Annotated in this window: 22 protein-coding genes and 1 tRNA gene; 12 read left to right on the plus strand and 11 right to left on the minus strand. The window is 67.7% G+C overall.

Annotated features, from left to right (window positions below):
• Nucleotides 1–30 precede the first annotated feature (30 nt).
• Both G3I17_RS08575 and G3I17_RS08580 read left to right on the plus strand, forming a co-directional pair.
• Nucleotides 31–1236, plus strand: a complete 1206-nt coding sequence (locus G3I17_RS08575; RefSeq protein ID WP_164595394.1) for an ROK family protein — start codon at nt 31–33, stop codon at nt 1234–1236.
• Between the two features lie 169 nt (nt 1237–1405).
• Nucleotides 1406–1756 (plus strand): UBP-type zinc finger domain-containing protein, encoded by a 351-nt coding sequence (locus G3I17_RS08580; RefSeq protein WP_164595395.1) that lies wholly within the window; start codon nt 1406–1408, stop codon nt 1754–1756.
• A 16-nt stretch (nt 1757–1772) separates the two neighbouring features.
• On the opposite strand, the gene G3I17_RS08585 is transcribed toward G3I17_RS08580, so the two are convergent.
• Nucleotides 1773–2396, minus strand: a complete 624-nt coding sequence (locus G3I17_RS08585) for an alpha/beta hydrolase (protein ID WP_164595396.1) — start codon at nt 2394–2396, stop codon at nt 1773–1775.
• The gene (locus tag G3I17_RS08590) at nt 2393–3349 is read right to left on the minus strand and encodes a ring-cleaving dioxygenase (protein ID WP_164595397.1); all 957 of its coding nucleotides are present in this window, start codon (nt 3347–3349) and stop codon (nt 2393–2395) included. Before G3I17_RS08590 ends, G3I17_RS08585 begins: the two co-directional genes overlap by 4 nt.
• A gap of 102 nt (nt 3350–3451) precedes the next feature.
• Here G3I17_RS08590 and G3I17_RS08595 point away from each other — a divergent pair, with 102 nt between their 5' ends.
• Nucleotides 3452–4216: a DUF427 domain-containing protein gene (locus G3I17_RS08595; RefSeq protein ID WP_164595398.1), complete on the plus strand. Its 765-nt coding sequence runs from the start codon at nt 3452–3454 to the stop codon at nt 4214–4216.
• 17 nt (nt 4217–4233) lie between these two features.
• Here G3I17_RS08595 and G3I17_RS08600 read toward each other — a convergent pair whose 3' ends face one another.
• The gene (locus G3I17_RS08600; RefSeq protein WP_164595399.1) at nt 4234–4755 is read right to left on the minus strand and encodes a GNAT family N-acetyltransferase; all 522 of its coding nucleotides are present in this window, start codon (nt 4753–4755) and stop codon (nt 4234–4236) included.
• Between the two features lie 49 nt (nt 4756–4804).
• On the opposite strand from G3I17_RS08600, the gene G3I17_RS08605 reads away from it, so the two are divergent.
• The 3 genes from G3I17_RS08605 to G3I17_RS08615 all read left to right on the plus strand — a co-directional run bounded on the left by G3I17_RS08605 (nt 4805) and on the right by G3I17_RS08615 (nt 8532).
• A complete protein-coding gene (locus G3I17_RS08605; protein WP_164595400.1) occupies nt 4805–5296 on the plus strand; it encodes a helix-turn-helix domain-containing protein in 492 nt (163 codons plus the stop codon).
• A 273-nt stretch (nt 5297–5569) separates the two neighbouring features.
• Complete coding sequence (locus G3I17_RS08610; protein ID WP_164595401.1) at nt 5570–7525, plus strand: heparinase II/III family protein; 1956 nt, start codon at nt 5570–5572, stop codon at nt 7523–7525.
• A gap of 80 nt (nt 7526–7605) precedes the next feature.
• Nucleotides 7606–8532 carry a hypothetical protein gene (locus tag G3I17_RS08615; RefSeq protein WP_164595402.1) on the plus strand — a complete coding sequence of 309 codons (927 nt, stop codon included), beginning with the start codon at nt 7606–7608 and terminating at the stop codon, nt 8530–8532.
• Between the two features lie 37 nt (nt 8533–8569).
• Here G3I17_RS08615 and G3I17_RS08620 read toward each other — a convergent pair whose 3' ends face one another.
• Complete coding sequence (locus G3I17_RS08620) at nt 8570–8722, minus strand: hypothetical protein (protein ID WP_164595403.1); 153 nt, start codon at nt 8720–8722, stop codon at nt 8570–8572.
• Nucleotides 8723–8851: 129 nt separating this feature from the next.
• Between G3I17_RS08620 and G3I17_RS08625 the strand changes: the two genes are divergently transcribed.
• Nucleotides 8852–9577 (plus strand): GAF and ANTAR domain-containing protein, encoded by a 726-nt coding sequence (locus G3I17_RS08625; protein ID WP_164595404.1) that lies wholly within the window; start codon nt 8852–8854, stop codon nt 9575–9577.
• Nucleotides 9578–9618: 41 nt separating this feature from the next.
• Here the strand turns inward: G3I17_RS08625 and G3I17_RS08630 are convergent, their stop codons facing one another.
• Nucleotides 9619–9939: a hypothetical protein gene (locus G3I17_RS08630; RefSeq protein WP_164595405.1), complete on the minus strand. Its 321-nt coding sequence runs from the start codon at nt 9937–9939 to the stop codon at nt 9619–9621.
• Between the two features lie 90 nt (nt 9940–10029).
• Between G3I17_RS08630 and G3I17_RS08635 the strand changes: the two genes are divergently transcribed.
• The 4 genes from G3I17_RS08635 to G3I17_RS08650 all read left to right on the plus strand — a co-directional run bounded on the left by G3I17_RS08635 (nt 10030) and on the right by G3I17_RS08650 (nt 12925).
• A complete protein-coding gene (locus G3I17_RS08635) occupies nt 10030–10527 on the plus strand; it encodes a GNAT family N-acetyltransferase (protein ID WP_164595406.1) in 498 nt (165 codons plus the stop codon).
• Entirely contained in the window at nt 10524–11339 is an 816-nt protein-coding gene (locus G3I17_RS08640; protein WP_164595407.1) for an SDR family oxidoreductase, read from the plus strand. Before G3I17_RS08635 ends, G3I17_RS08640 begins: the two co-directional genes overlap by 4 nt.
• A 52-nt stretch (nt 11340–11391) precedes the next feature.
• The gene (locus G3I17_RS08645; protein WP_239062320.1) at nt 11392–12615 is read left to right on the plus strand and encodes an MFS transporter; all 1224 of its coding nucleotides are present in this window, start codon (nt 11392–11394) and stop codon (nt 12613–12615) included.
• Between the two features lie 237 nt (nt 12616–12852).
• A tRNA-Thr gene (locus G3I17_RS08650) sits at nt 12853–12925 on the plus strand.
• 94 nt (nt 12926–13019) lie between these two features.
• Here the strand turns inward: G3I17_RS08650 and G3I17_RS08655 are convergent.
• The 3 genes from G3I17_RS08655 to G3I17_RS08670 form a co-directional block, all read right to left on the minus strand.
• Nucleotides 13020–13541: a helix-turn-helix domain-containing protein gene (locus G3I17_RS08655; protein WP_164595408.1), complete on the minus strand. Its 522-nt coding sequence runs from the start codon at nt 13539–13541 to the stop codon at nt 13020–13022.
• A gap of 181 nt (nt 13542–13722) precedes the next feature.
• Nucleotides 13723–13983, minus strand: coding sequence for an LUD domain-containing protein (locus G3I17_RS08660; RefSeq protein ID WP_239062321.1), 261 nt, complete (start codon nt 13981–13983; stop codon nt 13723–13725).
• Nucleotides 13984–14101: 118 nt separating this feature from the next.
• A complete protein-coding gene (locus G3I17_RS08670; RefSeq protein WP_164595410.1) occupies nt 14102–14917 on the minus strand; it encodes a choice-of-anchor Q domain-containing protein in 816 nt (271 codons plus the stop codon).
• On the opposite strand from G3I17_RS08670, the gene G3I17_RS08675 reads away from it, so the two are divergent.
• Nucleotides 14916–15563, plus strand: coding sequence for a helix-turn-helix transcriptional regulator (locus G3I17_RS08675; protein WP_164595411.1), 648 nt, complete (start codon nt 14916–14918; stop codon nt 15561–15563). The two genes, G3I17_RS08670 and G3I17_RS08675, sit on opposite strands and share 2 nt — an antisense overlap.
• A gap of 17 nt (nt 15564–15580) precedes the next feature.
• Here G3I17_RS08675 and G3I17_RS08680 read toward each other — a convergent pair whose 3' ends face one another.
• The 3 genes from G3I17_RS08680 to G3I17_RS08690 form a co-directional block, all read right to left on the minus strand.
• Entirely contained in the window at nt 15581–16396 is an 816-nt protein-coding gene (locus G3I17_RS08680) for an FHA domain-containing protein (protein ID WP_239062322.1), read from the minus strand.
• Nucleotides 16397–16398: 2 nt separating this feature from the next.
• Nucleotides 16399–18195, minus strand: coding sequence for a serine/threonine-protein kinase (locus G3I17_RS08685; RefSeq protein ID WP_164595412.1), 1797 nt, complete (start codon nt 18193–18195; stop codon nt 16399–16401).
• A gap of 115 nt (nt 18196–18310) precedes the next feature.
• Complete coding sequence (locus G3I17_RS08690; protein ID WP_164595413.1) at nt 18311–18490, minus strand: hypothetical protein; 180 nt, start codon at nt 18488–18490, stop codon at nt 18311–18313.
• Between the last annotated feature and the right edge of the window lie 6 nt (nt 18491–18496).

Genomic DNA, 18496 nt, shown 5'->3' on the forward strand with positions numbered 1-18496 from the left:
CCTCTCCCACCTGGGCGTTATTGTCAGGACGTGAGTGAGGACGGCAAGGCGGGTGGGCGATTGGGGGACCCGTCGTTGCTCCGCCGGCTCAACTTCTCGGCGGCGCTGGCGGCGTTCCTCGACGCGGACAGGCTGACCTTGCGGGAGCTGCGTTCGGTGGTGGGCGTCTCCCGGCCGACCGCGGAGGACCTGCTCGCCGAGCTGCTGACCGAAGGCCGCGTCGAAGAAACGGCACCACCTCGTACTTCGTCGGGGCGGACGGCGGGACGGCCTGCCCGGCACTTCAGGTTTCGGGCGGACTCCGGTCATGTCAGCGGCTTCGACATCGGGGCGCACAAGGCGATGGCCGTCGTCACCGACCTCCGCGGCAACACCCTGGCCAGCCGGCGGGTCGAGCTGGATCCCGACCTGCCTGCCCGAGACCGGCTGCAGGCCGCGATCGACACCACCAGAGCCTGCTGGGCCGACGCCGCGCTTGACCCGGCCCAGATCACCGGCGTCGCCTGTGGGATCACCGGCGCGCTCCGGGCGGCCGAGGGCGTGTCCGACGTCCGGGTCGGGCCGTTCGGAGCGAACCTGGCGCCGTACTCGCTGCCCGGGTTCACCGAGGTCGATGTCGCCCAGGTGCTGTCCGACGGGCTCGGCCAACCGGTTGCCGTGGCCAACGATGTGAAGCTGGCGGCGCTGGCCGAGCACTGGAAGGGCGCCGTGCAGAACCACCGCGACGTCGTCTACATGTTCGCCGGGCACCGGGCCGGCGCCGGCGTACTGATCGACGGACAGGTCCATCAGGGCAGGCATGGCGCGGCCGGCGAGATCGGCGTGCTGCCGATGCTCGGCTGGGCCGAAGCCGTCGAGCGGCTGCACGCCCGCGGTGCCGCCCTCGCGGCCGAGGCCGGTGCGCCGTCCGGTCGCGAGGGAGAGTTCCTGATCGCCTCGGCGGCGCTACAGGATCCGGAGAGCCTCGCGGTACTGATCGCGTTCGCGGAAGCGCTGGCGCGAGGTGCCGCCGTCCTGGCGCTCGCGGTCGACCCCGAGGTGGTGGTGCTGGGCGGCGGGATGTCGCGCGGTGGCGCGATCATCGCCGAACCGTTCCGGCGCGAGCTGGCCAAGCTGACGCTACTCCCGCTCGACGTGGTCACCTCGACGATGGGCGCCGACTCGGTCGCGTTCGGCGCGGCCAAGATGGCTCTCGATACGGTCTTCGCCGACCTGCTGGCCGTCCCCGGCGGCTGACTCCCCCGGCTGACTCCCCCGGCGACCGACTCCGGCGGCTGACTCCGGCGACCGACTCCGGCGACTGGCTCCGGCGACTGGCTCCGGCGGTCGATCCACGCCGGTGGCCCGCGGTTTTCCGGCTGTGCCACGCTTGGTGCTGCCAGCCACCGACGGAAAGGTTGACGGGATGACGAACGACGCCGGGATCCGGCCTGAGGTCGCGCCTTCGGGACCGGGCTGTGTCGAGTGCACGGACGGCGGCGGCTGGTGGTTCCACCTGCGCCGTTGCGCCGAGTGCGGACACATCGGCTGCTGCGACAGCTCGCCCGAGCAGCACGCCAGCAAGCACGCCGCTGAGACGAACCACCCGATCATCCAGTCCTACGAGCCGGGCGAGGACTGGTTCTGGGACTTCACCACCGAAGAGATCGTGGACGGCCCTGAGCTGGCCCCGCCCGCCAACCACCCGGTCACCCAGCCGACCCCCGGCCCGGAGGGCGCAGTACCGGCCGACTGGGTCCAGCACATCCACCAGTAGCCGGCAGGGGCTGACGTCACCCGACCGGCCCGCTGACGAACTGCTTGATCGTCGGCAGCGTGGCCGGGTCGATGGTGTGGCCGCCGTCGAAGGCGAGTACCTCGACGGCGGCGCTCCGGCGGCGCAAGTTGGCCGCAAGGGTCTGGGTCTGAGCCGTGGTCGCCATCGGATCCTGAGTGCCGTTGACGATCAGGACGCGTTTGCCGTCGAGGGTCTGATCCTCCGGCCCCGCATCCGCGAACGGGACCATCGCGCCGAGCAACACGACGCCTGCGAGCGACTCCGGATGCCGCAGCAGCAGAGCCGACGCCATGTTGGCTCCGTTCGAGAAGCCGACCGCGATCCAGGCACCGGCCGGTACTCCGTACTTCCCTTCGGCCGCGGTCAGGAACTCGGCGAGCTCATCAGCGCGCGCCCGCAGGTCGTCCTCGTCGAAGACGCCCTCCCGTAGCCGACGGAAGAAACGGGGCATCCCGTTCTCGAGCACCGTGCCGCGCGGCGACAGGACCGGCGAGTCGGGAGAAAGGTGCTCCCGCAACGGCAGCAGGTCGTGCTCGTTGCCCCCGGTGCCATGCAGGAGCAGCAACGGAGTACCGGTTCCTGACTGCCAGACGTACGGGCGGTCCAGTGCGTCGCTCATCGGGGAGCGTCGGGCACGCGGAGAGCCGGCAGCGCGTTCTCGATCTGCTCGCGGTTCGGCTCGAGCCACGGTGGCAGCTTGAGGTGCTGCCCGAGTTCGAGCAGCGGTTCGTCCACGGTGAAGCCCGGCTGGTCGGTGGCGATCTCCAGCAGCACACCGCCAGGCTCGCGGAAGTAGATCGAGGTGAAGTACTGCCGGTCGAGGATCTCGGTCACGTTGATCCCGGCCTCCAGCAGCTCCAGCCGCCACCGCGCCTGCGTCTCCTGGTCCGGCGCGCGGAAGGCGATGTGGTGCACGGTTCCCGCCGCCTGCAACCCGCGAGAATCCTTGCTCGGCAGGACATCCACCGCAGTACCGTCCTGCCCGCCAGCCATCACCAGCCGCGTCCGGTCCGCCGTGTTGTGCCCGTATTCCATCCCGAGCATCCCGGCCAGCATCTCCGCCGTCGGCTCCAGCTCGCGCTCGGTCATCGTCACCGAGTACAACCCGCGAATCGCGCTGTCAGCCGGTACTGCGGAAGCACCGTCCCACCCGGACCGCGAATCCCCGTCGGACGCGACCAACTCGATCACCAGCCCATCGGGATCACGCAACCGCAGTACCTCTTCATCGGCTCGCGCGACCGGATCATCCGCGTCGACCTTCAGCTCCTTGAGCCGCTTCTGCCACCACCCCAACGCCTCGGGCGGAATGCTGAACGCAGTCGCCGTCGTCAACCCGGTCCCCTGCCGCCCCGCATCGGCCCCCGGCCACGGGAAGAAGGTCAGCAACGTCGAAGGCCGACCCGACTCGTCCCCGTAGTACAGGTGATAGTTGCCCGGCGAATCGAAGTTGACGGTCCGCTTCACCAGCCGCAGCCCCAGCACCGTCGTATAGAAGTCGACGTTCCGCTGCGGATCCTCCGCGATAGCGGTGACGTGATGCAACCCATGCGGAGCAAGCGCGGCAACCATCAGCAGATTCCTCTCCAGGGGATATCCATCAGCTTGCCTGCCGATCGCCGAAGACGGTAGTAGCAACCGCGCCGGGGCAACGCGCGGCAGTAGCTTGGGTGCATGGCTGACTACCCCGCATCCATTGCTCAGACTGACCACCTCGAGCCGGTACCGCGGCGGATCCGCGCGATGCTCGGCTCCCAGATCGTGCTGGACACCACTCGGGCGGTTTACCTCTGGGAGTGGCCCAACTACCCGCAGTACTACATCCCCGTCGCCGACGTGCTGCCCGGCGTACTGGTCGATGAGAACCACCCGCAGAAGCTGAAACGCGGTACTGCGCGACGTCACGCGCTCCAGCTCGGTGAGATCCATCGCCCCGCGGCAGCACGTCTGTACGGCGATGACGCGATGAGCGGGCTGGCGGGCCTGGTGCGCTTCGAGTGGTCGGCTTTGGACGCGTGGTTCGAGGAGGACGAACAAGTCTTCGTCCACCCTCGCAACCCCTACACGCGAGTCGACTCTCTGCGCTCCACCCGCCACGTGCAGGTATCCCTGGACGGCCTCGTTCTGGCGGATTCGTCCTCGACCGTCATGGTCTTCGAGACCGGCCTGCCGACGCGCTACTACTTCAACCGCACCGAAGTCGACTTCACCCACCTGGAGCCGTCCGGCACCGTCACCGCCTGCCCTTACAAAGGAGAGACAAGCGGCTACTGGTCCGTCCGCTCCGGCGCCACCCTGCATGAAGATCTCGCCTGGGCCTATGACTTCCCGACCCTCGCCCTTCAGCCCATCGCAGGCCTGATCGCCTTCTACAACGAGAAGCTCGACATCACCATCGACGGCACCGAAGTCGATCGCCCGGTCACGCACTTCTCCTGATCCGCAACGTTGCGTGCTCAGTTGACGGTCGCGAAGAAGTCGGCCGCCGGGATGGTGAAGTTGAGGAGGGCGCCTTCGCGTTCGGCGGTGGCGGTGGGCCAGCGGCGGCGGACCATCCGGAGCACCCGGTCGTTCATGGCACTGACCATCACGAGGAACTGATCGGCCCCGGCCGCCAGCGCATGGTGCGCGGCTTCGGTCAGCAGCTGTACGCCGAGCCCGCGCCGCTGCTCCGGGTCGGCGACGATCAGCGCCAGCTCGGCGGTCGGCACGGTCGCGCCCTTGACCCACGCCCACATCGCATGGCCGATGACCTGGCAATCGCGTTCGGCGATCCAGGCGGCGCCGTTCGGGCTGACGAGCTGCTGCAGCAGGGCCGGCCGTGGTGGCCGGCCGATTGCTGTCTGGAAGCGCATGTAGAGGCTCAGATCCGGCTGGCTGGTCAGCATCCCGGACAGCGACTCGGCGTCGGCGTCACCCGCTCGCCGAAGTACCAGCTCTGCGGGAGCCTCGACCACCACCACCTGAGTCTGAATCATGGATTCAGCTTCGCCTGGGATGGCTGAGTCTGTCAAGTAGACTTAGTCCATGAGTACTCAGGCTCAGGTACCGGAGGCCATGCACTGGTCGACCGAGAACTGCACGATCTCGCGCACGATGGAGATCCTCGGCGAGAAGTGGACGTTCCACATCCTGCGCGAGGTGTTCGTCGGCGTCCGCCGGTTCGAGGACATCCGGGCCCGGGCGATCATCCCCCGCCAGGTGCTCACCGACCGGCTGACGGCCCTGATCGATCACGGCCTGCTCCGCCGCGTGGCCTACCGCGTCCCCGGCCAGCGCGAACGCTACGAATACCGCCTCACCCAGGCGGGCCTGGACCTCTACCCGGTGATGGTCGCGCTGGTCCAGTGGGGCGACCAATACCTCCCCATCGACGGCGGCCCGCCCCTTCTCCCCGAGCACCGAGGCTGCGGCGAGCGAGTCGAGGTCACGATGCAGTGCGCCGCCGGCCACACCCCGACCCCGCGCGAGGTCGCCTTCCGCCCGGGCCCCGGAGCCACCCCGCGCGAGGTCAGCTGACAGAGCGAATGCTCGCGGTGCCGCAACCTTCGCGGCACCGCGAGCATCGTTGTCTCCGGAGGGTTGTCCGGCCGCGGACCTGACCGGGTGACTTTCCGAATTGGTGCCCGACCGGACACAACATTTTCGGCCCCTCAGTACGTCTATTCCCGTAGAGACGCAACGCCTGGCGACTCGGCGAAAAACAAACCCACAAATTTCAAGGGCACCGCCCGCCCTCAATACCGGTCTAGACCTGAATTGTCAAGACCCGAATGACCTGTGAGGACGGAAATGACGCCCCGACGGCACAGCTATCGTGATCGCCTTCGCCAGGGCCGGCTAACCCGCCGGCAGTGGCTGCCCCTGCTGGCGGCGGGAGTCGTCGTCATGGCGATCGCGCTGGTCACCGTGATCGTCTCGCCCCAGCACGCCTTCAGCCCCGGCCAGGCGCCGAGGGCCGGGACCAAAGCGATCCCGACCGCGACGAGGCTGACCACACCACCCAAGCCCGGCAAGGTGGTTCAGGACACGTACGCGTGCCCCGGTTACAGCGGGATCGAGCGCACCAACCCGTTGTCCCGGCTGTACCAGGACACCTTCGAGTGGAGCGTCAACCCGCCGTACCAGGTGGGCAACGGCAAGGGCGACATCAACTGGCGTTCGGACCCGTACAACCAGCGCAGCTGGTACATGTGGCTGCACTCGCTGCGCTGGCTCGGCAAGGGCATCCGGGCCGCCGGCAACGGCGACAAGCTGGCACTGACCCGGGTGACCACGATCATCCACGACTGGGTGAACGACAACCCGTATGACTGGAAGGTCGACACCGGCGCGCACGAGGCGACGATGCACCGCAGCAACGTGCTGATCTGCACCCGCCAGGCGATCCTGTCCGGCCTTAAGGTGAAGACTTTGCCGCCCGCCTACGCCTGGCTGGACAAGGCCTTGCTGGACCACGCCAGGTTCATGGAGATCAACTGGAGTGGCCCCGGCAACCACGGCACCGACGAGAGCATCGCGATGTTCGGGATCGGCTGCACGCTCAAGCGCGAGCCGATCAAGCAGCTCGCCCAGCGGCGGCTGGCCCGGGCGATCACCGAGGCGATCGACAAGCAGGGCTCGACCAACGAGCAATCGGCCGGCTATGCCCAGTTCAACTTCACGCTGTGGGCCCGCGCGCTGAAGGCGCTGCAGGAGTGCGGCGCCGATCCCGGGCCGAACATCACCACCCGTCGCACTGCTCTCGCGAAATGGCTGACGGTCGCCACCGACTCCTTCGGCCGGCTTCCCCAGCTCGGCGACTCCGAAATGGTCGACACCCTCGATCTCGCCGGTGTCGCGACGCCGGAGATGATCTACGCCGGATCGCAGGGAGTCCGCGGCCGCCGGCCGACGCAGCGGATCGGGATCTTCGACGCCGGCTACATCTTCGGCCGGACCGGCTGGGGCGAGAAGCGGCCGTTCGCGCTGGAGTCGACCTACAGCCTCAGGTACGGACCGGCGCGCGCCCTGCACGGTCACGACGACCACATGTCGATGACCTACACCTCGCACGGCCGGCAGATCCTGGTCGACAGCGGTCACTCCGGCTACCAGGACGACAAGTGGCGCGACTTCGTCAAGAGCGAGGCCGCGCACAACGTGATGTACAGCCCGGACATGGCCGGGCACGCGACCGAGACCAAGCTGGTCCGCTCGGAGGTGAAGCCGACCTCGGAGTTCTACGACCTCTCCGACTCGCCCGCGCCGGGGATGACCCGCAAGCGTTCGGTCCTCGTCCTCAAGGATCCGGACCTGATCGTCGCGCTGGATCGCGCCACCGCTCAGCAGGACCAGCCGTTCCAGACCTTGTGGCACCTGCCGGAAGGCCAGCAGGTGACAGTCTCCTCGCCGACCACCACGGTCGCCCAGAAGCCGGGCGACAAAGTGAAGACAGTCCTGCTCCAGATCCCTTACCAGGAACAACTTCAAGGTGTTGCGACGACGGTGGCCCAGGGCAAGGAAGACCCGATCCAGGGCTGGCACTGGCCGAAGGCCACCCAGCAACTGCCGGCGCCGACCGTGGCCTTCCACCGCAACGGCCGCTCGGCGACCATCCTGTCCGTCATCGTCCCCGCCGACTCGAAAGCGGCGGTCAGCTACCAGACTCGATCGACCGGGTCGACGTTCCTGGTCGACCTCACCGTCGGCACCCTGCACACGACCATCGCAGTACAGGCGGACGGCAGTCTCAGCCGGCTGAAGTGAGCTCGAACTTCTCAGGGCCGGGCGGCTTCCAATGTGATGAGGGCCATAGGGAAGCTCTCGAAACCGGGAGGGGAACCATCATGCTTCGTAAGACCATCAGTCTGGCGGGCGCCGCGGTCCTGGCCGTGGCGCTCGGCTCGACCGTCGCACCGGCCAGCGCCGAAGTCTCGGCAACCGCCGCCGCACCCTGTTCACTCGACCTCGGCTCGGTCACCACGGCCGGCGCCCAGACCACGCGCACCATCACTGCGACCTCGCCGGCGACCGTCGGCGCGGTGAAGACCACCCCCGGCGTCTACCAGCCGGGCAAGGTCGAGCACATCACCACCTTCACCAGCATCCCAAGTGGTACCGGTGCGTCCAGGACCGGCAAGGCCGTCATCGGGGGCGTCCTCTACACGACCTCGTACGGCGTACTCGCCAACGGCCAGGTCGACCCGGCGCACCCGGTCGTCCAGACCCGCGTCGGTGGCGGCTGGACGAAGCACCGGTGGATCGAGCAGTCGCTGTACATGTCGCCGGATCCGCTGGAACCCAAGCGGTCTTCGCTCTACGCGCAGGACACCACGGGCTTGCTCGCGCGCTGGACCCTGGACGGCACAACCTGGCGCAACACCGGTGGCATCGGCGGGCTCACTGTCGCCAAGTCGATGACCTTGATCAGCCGCGACTACTACCAGGACACGTTCGTGCTCAATACGCGGGCCGGCAAGCTGATGACGGTCGCGGTGCCCAACGTCTTCCCGATGCAGACCTACGGCACGACCCTGCGCAACTCCACCTGGCAGGTCTTCGAGCAGCTCATCGCCACCAGGTGCGGCCCCGACGGCTCACTGATCCTCGGCATCGACCGCGACACCAACTCCGCGTACCTCTACCAGCTGAACCACGTCGCCTACCCCGGCACCTCAACGGTGATCAAGAGCCTCGGCAAGGTCCCCGGCACCTTCACCGACCCGCATTACTTCCGCTACGCCCCCAAGTACGACCCCCTGAACGGCCAGTGACCACAACCGTCCCCACCCGACTTCCGGGTGGGGACGGTCACTCGTCGGGAGTGGGCTCAGGGATCGTCAGCGGACTGTCGTCACCCGGGCGGGTACCGAGGTCGGGGTTCTCGGTGCCCGGGTCGACCAGATCCGGATTCTCAGGATCGCTGCCCGGTCCGGTCGGCGGGATGGGAGAAACGGTGCTCATCGCAGTACCTCCAAATAGCTGACGGCCACCCCAGTACCCGCCACTACCACCGGCAATCTCCGAATGCGCTCACCGAAATGCTCAGCCGGATCTCCACCGCTGTCGCCGGTCGGTTGGCATAATTTCGGTATGGAGCACTCCCAGGACCGCGGGACGGGGACTGCCGGCCAGCCCCCGGCGCACGCAGCCGACATCTTTGCGCGCCTTGCCGTCGAGTTGCACGACGCGCCGGGCGTCGTCGAGACCGTCGACGCCGTCGTCCAGTTCGCCCTGCAGGCGCTGAACTGCAGCCATGCCGGGGTGGTGTTGCACGGTCGCGGTTCGCCAGAGGTCGCCGCTGTCACGGATTCCACCGTCGCGGAGGTCTACAGCCTGCAGATCGACAGCGACTCCGGCCCGCTGATCACCGCCCTGGAGAACGGCACGACCGTCCTGATCCGCGATACCAGTACCGACACCCGCTGGCCGAAATGGGCCGAGAAGGTGGCCAGACTCGGCGTCCGCAGCGTGCTGGACGTCCCCCTCGCCATCGGCGGCAGCACCCGCACGCCGATCGGCGTACTGGGCCTGTACTCCGCAGAGCCGGACGCCTTCGGCGAGGACGACGACGCAATCGCGCACATCCTCGCCCGCCACGCCTCCGTAGCAGTCGCCTCAGCACGACACGAGGAAACAATGGCGCAGGCCGTCGACGCCCGAAAGCTCGTCGGCCAGGCGATGGGCATCCTGATGGAGCGCTTCGACGTCGACGACGACCGGGCCTTCGCGATCCTCAAGCGCTACTCCCAAGACACCAACACCAAACTCCGCGACGTGGCGCAACAGCTGATCGACACCCGCAAACTCCCCCACTGACCTCCCGTTGGCTCATGCCTTCGGGTACCCGGTGGAAACCTCTATCCGGCCTGCAGCTCCGCGGTGACGTTGGCGCCGGCGAGGAGCATCGCGACGGCGGCATTGGGCGTGGCGACCACGAGCCGCCGGCCCTTCGCCTGGAAGCGGGCCTGCGCGTCCCGGAGGATCTGCGCGAGCAACTCGGCGCCGTTGACGGGGATGTCGAGGTGCAGCCGCAGCGCACCCGCGCGCCAGTCGGCCGCCTCGGCAAGAATCTTCCGGAGCGCCATCGCCACCGGAATATCCATCACCCCGGCCACTGCGACCACCGCTCCGCCATCGGCCACGGACAGGTCGATCCGGGCCGACCGCTCTCCGCTCATGCGCATCCCCCTGGGCGTTGCTCCACCCCCACACTCCAGTCTGTCCCGCATACCGTCAACCGCACCGGGCGCGTTGGCTAGGGTGAGAACGTGCCATCGGCCTTGATCGCGCCCACCACCCGCCTGCATCTCCCCTGGCTGGAAGCACATGCCGAATGGGGTCCTGGCCTCCACGAGGACGGCTTCGGGCTCGAGGCAACCGACCAAGTCGAGTCCCCCGAGGGCTTCGCCACCTGGGTCACCCGCCTGACCGCCTCAGACGACGCCACCTGCCGCTGGATCGTCGATAGCGAGCGGGTCCAAGGCGCCATCGCGCTCCGCCACCACCTCAACCCCCGGACCGGCCATATCGGCTACGGCATCCGCCCATCGGCCCGCGGCCAGGGCCTGGCCACCTGGGCCCTCGCCCAAATCCTCGAGGACGCCCGCCGCCTCGACCTAGCGCGAGTACTACTGGTCTGCGCCGCCGACAACCCCGCCTCCGCCCGCACCATCGAGCACAACGGCGGCGTACTCGAAGAATCGGAAGCCACCGCGGTACGCCGCTACTGGATCGACCTGTCCCGGCCTGGGCGGCCGCCGGCATGACCAAGGTGCGTGGGGCTCAGGCTCATGCGGTGGTGACCGGGGGATCCAGTGGGATCGGGTTGGCGACTGCTCGACTGCTTGCCTCGAAGGGGGCCTCGGTTTCGCTGATCGCTCGTGGGGGCGAGCGGTTGGAGGAGGCTGCGGCGGGGCTGCGAGCGAGCGGGGCGGTCGTTCGTACTGCGGCCGTCGACGTCTCCGACCAGGCCGCGTTGACGGCGGCGATCGACGGATTCGTAGCAGAGGGAGGGCCGTGCGACATCTTGATCACCGCGGCCGGGTTGGCGCGCCCGGGGCATTTCCTCGAGCTGTCCGATGAGGTGTTCCGGAGCATGATCGAGGTCGACTACTTCGGCACCTTGCACGCGATTCGGGCGGTGGCGCCGGGGATGGTCGAGCGGGGCAACGGTGCCATCGTGGCGATCAGCTCTGCTACTGCGGTTCTCGGGTTCTTCGGCTATACGGCGTACGCGCCGGCGAAGTTCGCAGTACGGGGCCTGATGGAGGCGTTGCGCAGTGAGCTGAAGCCGGCCGGGGTCCACGTGGGGTGCGTCTTCCCGCCCGATGTGGACACTCCGCAGCTCGCCGAGGAGAACCTCTACAAACCCGCCGAGACCGCCGCCATCTCGGGCGCGATCAAGCCCATCACGGCCGACAAGGTCGCCGCCACCATCGTCCGGTCGATCGAGCGCCGCCGCTTCGCCGTCTACCCCGACCCCGGCATCGCGGTACTGGCCGGGCTCGGCCCGTTGCTCGCCCCGTTGGTACGCCGGTTCGTCGATCGCCGGGTCCGCCGGTACCGCGCCACTCGCTAAGGGTCTCGCCGAGCCGCTCCTCTCGGGTTACTGTTCGGTAAGCATTTTGGGGATGGGAGCGCGGATGGTGGAGGTCGGGCTGCGCAGTCGCTGGGGAGCGATTGTCGCGTTTGCGGTGGTGGGGGCGTCGACTCAGCTGGTCTGGCTGAACTTCGCCGGGGTGACGACGGTCGCGGCCGCGCGGTACGGTGTGTCCGAGAGTGCGATCGGCTGGCTCGCGCAGGTGTTCCCGCTCCTGTACGTCGTACTGGCGATCCCGGCCGGGTTGATCCTCGACAGGTGGTTTCGCAGCGGCCTGATCGCGGGTGCCGTGCTGACCGCGCTGGGTGCGCTGCTCCGGCTCGGCGGTGACGACTACGGCTGGCTGCTGGCCGGTCAGATCGTTGCCTCGGTCGCCCAGCCGCTCGTCCTGAACGCGGTCACCGGGATCACCGGCCGGTACCTCGCGGAGAAGGACCGGCCGACCGGGATCGCGGCCGGGACGGCGAGCATCTTCGCCGGCATGGTGATCGCCTTCTTGCTGTCGGCAATATTTGCCGACGGCAGCGAACTGCCCACGATGTTGTGGCTGACGGCAATCTTCTCGGTCGTTGCCGCGGTCATCCTGATCGTTGCCCTGCGCAAACCTGGCGAACACAAGGTGGAGCGGCGACGGCCGGATCGCGGCGCCCTGCGGGTTGCCTGGGGCGATCCGCTGATCAGGCGAGTGTGCGTACTGGCACTCTTCCCCTTCGGCGTCTTCGTTGCCATGACCACCTTTTCGCAAGCACTACTGGAGCCGGCCGGCGTCAGTGCGGGTACCGCCTCGACGATCCTGCTGATCAATGTCGTTGCCGGAGTCATCGGAAGCGCCGTCATACCCGTGCTGGTGGTCCGGCACAAGTCGGAAGCAGCGTTGCTGGTAGCAAGCTTGTCGGCGACCGCGCTGGCCTGCGTCGCGCTGGCGCTATGGCCCGGCGTGGCCATGGGATTCATCGCGATCACCCTGATCGGGTTCTTGCTCCTTCCCGCGCTGCCGATCGTGCTCGAACTCGTCGAGCGCCGCACCGGCGAGGCAGAGGGCACGGCCGCCGGTCTGATCTGGATGGCGGGCAACCTCGGCGGGTTGCTGGTCGCGGTCATCGTCGGACTACTCGTGGATCACCCGTTGGTGGCATTCCTGGTAATGGCCGGAGTCGCGCTGATCGCAGTACCGGGAGCCCGATCCCTACGACAACCAATCGCCGAACTCAACGTTGCCGAACTCAACGTTGCCGAGCCCGACGCACAAGGCTGACCGCGGTGGCGGCCGAGGCGAGCAGTCCGCCCGTCCCGGCGGCGATGAAGGTCGTACGGGCAGCCCCAGCAGTCCCGCCAAAAATAAAACGAAACCGACCGCGCCAAACCAGCCGCCGAAACCCCCGATTCCCCCGCCACACCCCCACCGCCCCCATCCCCCCAGCCTGCGCCCCACCCCACCCCACCCACCCCCCGTTTCCCATCCACTAGGATGGACCAGCACTCCGGTGCACCAGCCGACGTGGCGCAATTGGTAGCGCACCGCTCTTGTAAAGCGGTGGTTAGGGGTTCAAGTCCCCTCGTCGGCCCTCTGACCAGCACTTATTCCCATAGGGGCATGTCCCCGAGGGCCGCAACTCAAGACTTACTCACGACTTTGAGCTCTCACCTCGACACCTTTCGTCAGATGTCGGGACCTGGCGGCACCTGTCGATCCTGCTCATGGATGGACCGCATCGCCTCGTCGAGGTGCTTCGCAGCCTCCGGATTACGGGTCTTACGGCCGATGCAGTCATCCATCGTCGTCGACAGGCGCGAGTGTCCGAGCTGATCCGCGATCTGCCGCGGCGTCTGGCCCGCATCCTCCAGGATGGTCGCCGTGGTCTTGCGGAACTTGTGCGAGGTCACCCACGACAGCTCGTCCGCCACAGTGCGCATGCCGGCCAGTTCGGTCGCTTCCAGCAACGCCGACCGGGCTGCACGCGGAATCCGATACGCGTCCGCGAGAGCAATCGCGTCCTCAATCTCCACGCGGACTCGTCCTGTCTCAACCAGACTCACGCGCGTCTTTGGCCACCCCAGCTTGGCTACGGCTTGCGTCTGGGTCAGATTCGCCGCTCTTCTGTGCTGCCGTAGCAACGCGCCGAGCTCTCGGCGTCGCTGACTACCGATTGGCCGCCGGGCGTCACGAAGCGCCTTACTCACGTTGTGAGGATCCCGGAACCTCCCACCGAGTCCGGAAAGAGCGGCGCGTCAAGCGATGTCCCAGGCTTCCAGCGATCGTTCAACATCTCGATCGCCCAATCGGGAAGCTTCGACGACCTCGGGCCCTCTCCACGCGGCGGCTGGCACCGCAAGGAATAGACCTGCGGCTAGTGCTCGTCCGTCAGTACCCCACCGACTGACGGATGAGCACGATGTGGATTCGGCCGGGCAATTCCTGGTGGATCTCGAGGATCATGCCGACGGAGCTGTGCTGCCCATAGGCTGCCTGGGCGCGAGCGTCCTCCAGCTTCAGGCTGTGCTGGTAAACGCGCTCGCGCGCGACTTCCAGGCTTGGAACCAGCTTCTGAGCGCCTACGACGAAGATCACGTTCGCGGCACCCCAATGCGCACGCTGCCTGCTGGCTGCCGGAGGCCGAGGCAATGACCAAGGTCCCGTCCTTGGTGATCGCGTGAACGCTGCCCAGGGCGTAGTCCGCCTGGCCGGCGATCGTCTTCATCTCCTGGGCTTGGGTTTGGTAGTCGAGCGCCAGCATCTTGTTTCACGGTCTTGTCGTCCTTGTTGTAGACGACGATCCATTCGTCACCAGGCGACGGGAGTTCGCGGGTCGCGTAGTCGGGGATGTGGATGCCGTCGCCGACCGAGCAACCCAGTCCTCACTGAATTCCGGGTCGTAGACCGGGTCGGAGTTGCTCGAGGTGAAGACTGTGATCTGCCACTCCGGGCCGTTCAGCCGCGGGGTGTTGCTGCCCATACTGTTGACGATCGCGCTCGAGTTCGGGTCCAGCCGCGGGTTGGCTCCGATCGCCGAGCGGAAGTAGTTCGCGGAGCCATCGGTCGCCGTGAACAGGTCGTTCGGGCCAGGCTGTCGCGGATCCCAGTCGCCGGTCGGCGGCGGGTCGGTCGGTCCGCCGCCACCTGCTCCTTCGTACGCACCGACGTCGTACCCATTGCCCTGCGGTCGCGCGACACCATCCCGGTCGGTCGCCGGAGCGCCGCTCGCGCTGCCCGCGTCGATCGCCGACGAGCCCTCGCGCAGGTGGTAGTCACCGTTGCCCGGGTCAATGAATCCCGGATCGCTGGTCAGGTTGGGGTCGGAGCTGAACGGCCCGCCGATCCCGGTCGAGTTCCCGGCGAAGATCGTGTTCCGGACGACGTTGCCGGAGCCCGACACCGCCGAGGCGCCCAGGATGCCCGGCTTCGGATTGTTCGCGATCGTGTTGTTGATGATCGAGATACCCGAGATCCCACTGTGGCCGCCGTACCCAGTTGGCGTGCGGCGGAGCTTGGGGACCGGTCCCGAGGCTCTGGTTGTACAAAGTTCGGGACGCTCACCTCTTGGGGGTACGACGATCATGACTGTCACCAGGCTGACCCAGCGGACCGGTTCGCACCAGGCATCTGCGCGGGGTGGGGTTGCCGCGTTGCTGGCCGGCGCCCGCGAGGAGGTGATCGCGATCAGCACGTTGACGCCGACAGGGGCGGCGTTCGGGCCGCGCGATGTTTGTCCCGGCGTTCGGTACCGCGCGCTCTTCCCTGATAGCGCGCGGACCGCTCCGGCGTTGTCCCGTCGCCTCGGCGCGCTGGCGATGGCCGGTGTTGCGGTCCGGACGACGCCGGTGGTGATGATGAACGTGCTCGTCATCGATGGCAGGACTGCTGTGGTACCTGCAGACAGTGCCGACAATAGTGTGGCTGTGCTTTGGCTGAACAACGTCGTTGCCGCCGCGACTGGCTTCTTCGAGCGGGTTTGGCCCGATGCTGTGCCGTTCGGCGGCACCGACGTCGCCATGACGGCCGAACTGTCCTGGCGGGAGCAGGAGGTACTGCGGTTGATGGCACTCGGGTGCACCGACGAGCACGCTGCCGCGCAGTTGGGGGTCTCCGTGCGGACCATCCGCCGGATGGTGGCAAAGTTGATGATCCGGCTCGGCGCGCGCAGCCGGTTCCAAGCCGGGGTGAAGGCCGCCGACCGAGGCTGGTTGCTGGACTGGCTGACGTGATGTCTGTGCGGGCCGGATCAGGTCGGGGGAAGCTTGGCGCCGGGGTTGTCTCCGGCCAGCTCGAGCCACTCCAGGTCCATGGGCACGATGGTGGTGGACTGCACGAGTTCCCAGATCAGATTGACCGTGAGGGTCAGGCCGACCGGTTCGCCGACCTCGTCGCGGCGCAGACCGGCGACGCCGGCGTCGGAGAGTCGTTGCCGCAGGCGCGAGACGATGTGTTCGACGCGCTTCGCGGTCCAGGTCTCCTGCGGCCGCAGGTCGGCGAGCTCTGCCGCGGCCTGTTGCCTGGTCAGCGGCAGGGGCTGCAGATCGTAGGCCAGGTAGCGCTGGGCAAGAACTGTCAGCGTGAGGTGTTCTTCTGGGGTCAGCCGCCAGCGCTTCGGCGGCACGGTCAACTGGCTCGGCCGAGGTTGTGCGGCCCGGCCGTCGCCGTCCGAGACCAGCACCTCCAGAAGATGCTCACGGTGGCGGTTCCCGCGCAGGAAGAGCGTCGTGTAGCCGACGGCCAGCGGGAGCGGCTCGCTGCCGGTATGGAGCAGTACGGCGTTCGACACCCGGATCGGAAGCCGGCCCTGATTGCGCAGCCACCAACGCCCCTCCTGGCAGGTAATGGTGCCGTGCACCCGGCTGATCCGTACGTCGTTTTCGCCGATGCACAAGTCGACGGCCAGCCGGTTTCGTCCGAAGCTGATCTCGGCATCGGGAGCGGGCGGCACGACAAGGTTCTCGGCGACCGTGAGGACACTCAAGGTGCCCGGCGGTGGTTCGTCAGGGGCGTGCCGAAGGCTTCGGAGCTGGTTGAACTTCGCTCTCCTGGCGATCGGTTCCATGGTCAGCGGATGTCCGGAAGTCGTCGTACGACGGCCTCGGCAGCTGCTCGTGTTCTCGCACAGACAGTGGCTGAGTCCGGAGCGGTTGTATCGACTACCTGGACGGAAACCACCTCTTCGCGCTTGTCCGGGGTGCCCTCCAAGACCGGCAGGCTCGGCTTGTAGAGCCGGTGAACCACCATGGCGGTACAGATGGCCTTGTTGTCGGAGTCGGGGATCAGGCGCGCGTTCCGGTCACCGACCTTGATGACCTTTCCACCCCACTCTGGGTCGCCTTCGATCGGCCACTCACGAGTGAACTTGGCGCTGAGCTCGCTCGCCCCTCCCTCCCAGGTGCATCCCCAGTTGCCGAAATCCGAAGTTGGCCGACCGCTGGGCTTGTCGAGTGGCTGACTGGCCTCGGTGGCGTCGACCAGCGTGCAGGCGTCGACTTTGGCCAGCGAGTCCGCCGGCAATTCCGCTCGTTGCGGCAGCGGGCCCTTCGACAAGACTGCCAGCGCGTCCTGTATCAGCGACTCCGAGAACGGACAGAGCCGCGCCTGCTTCGCCTTGTCCGTGCGGTACGTCGAGATGGTGAGACGGTTGGTGTCGGGCAGGGTGACGACGCGCTCGCAACTTGCTTCTTTTTCGTCGGGCCGTTCGATCTCGCCCAGCTGGCCAGCCGCCAACGGACGCGACGGATACCTTTCAGGGCCGGTGAACTCGATGGCGGACTGCACCTGGCCGCTGCCGTCCTTGAGATTGCTCGAGATCACGCAGCTGGCGAAATTCCTGGCCTCAGGGTCGACGAAGGACTGCCCGAACTCACGCAGCGCGTCCGCAGGAATCACCGCGCAGGGGTCAGCAGCCGCTGGATCGGACCCGAGCCCGATGGGATTCGGCCTGGCCGCCTGCGGGGCCGGGCTGCGTGGCAGAAGCCATGCCAGGAGTACGGCGCCCACCACGACTGCGGCGACCGCGGTCAGGATCGCCCCCCGTCGTACCGGTCGGAGGCGCCGCTTCCAGGATCGGCGCGGGAGATCGCGCCCCTGGATCAGCCCGGCGGCCTCCGCTGCCGACGGGCGATTCGCCGGGTCCGGCTCCATCAGGGCATCGAGTAGCGGCGCGAGCTGCCGTGCGTGCTGGTAAGGGATGGGCGAACCCTTCGCCGCCCGCTGGATCTGGGAGAACGGCCCGTCGGCGCCATCGCCCCATGGCGACCGGCCTTCGACGGCCGCGTAGAGAGTGGCGCCGAGCGAAAACACGTCGGAGGCCGCAGTTGCCTCCGCGCCGTTCGCGACCTCAGGTGCGACATAGCCCAGCGTGCCCGTCAGCTGAGCTCCGCCGGTCTGCGTGACCTCTGTCCAGCGAGCGATCCCGAGATCGGTGAGCTTGACGACATCGTCGTCGGTGACCAGGACGTTGGCCGGTTTGATATCGCGATGCACGATGCCACGCTCGTGAATCGCGACGAGAGCCGTCGCCAACTTGGCGCCGATCGTGAGCACCCGTGCCTCCGAGAGCGGACCGCCGGCTTCGATGATCCGATCCAGGCTCATCGCCTGCACGTACTCCGTCACGAGCCACTGCACGTCACCGTCGACGACGGTGTCGAAGACCGCCACCACGTTGGGGTGGAGCACCCCTGCACCGACTCTGGCCTCACGGCGGATCTGCCCGGCGCCCCCTGCGATCGCCCGCTTCAGCGACACCTCGCGCCCCAACTCCAGGTCCACCGCGCGCCAGACAGCCCCCATCCCGCCTTGGCCGAGTTCTTCTTCCAGGCGGTATCGACCGGCGACGAGCGAGCCAGGATGCATCGGCTCATCGTAGGAGCCCGCGCCACCGGACGCCACTTGGCCGGGCCCTGTCCGGTTCTTAGCTGCCTTCGATCACGATTCTCGACACGTCGGTCCCGGGCGGCAGGTTGCGGACCTACTGCCAGATCTGGCCGGCCAGGTCCCAGTAGACCTCGAGGCAGTCTGCTGCGTAGCCGAGGTCGTACTGCTCACCAGCGACTGAGGTCTGCCACGGCAGCAGTGTGGCTGTCGTCTTGCGGAAGTTGTGCGATGTCACCCACGCCAGTTCATCGGCAGCCACGGGCGCGGCGGCCATTTCCAC

The organism is Streptomyces sp. SID13031 (genome assembly GCF_010548305.1).
Taxonomy (GTDB): domain Bacteria; phylum Actinomycetota; class Actinomycetes; order Propionibacteriales; family Kribbellaceae; genus Kribbella.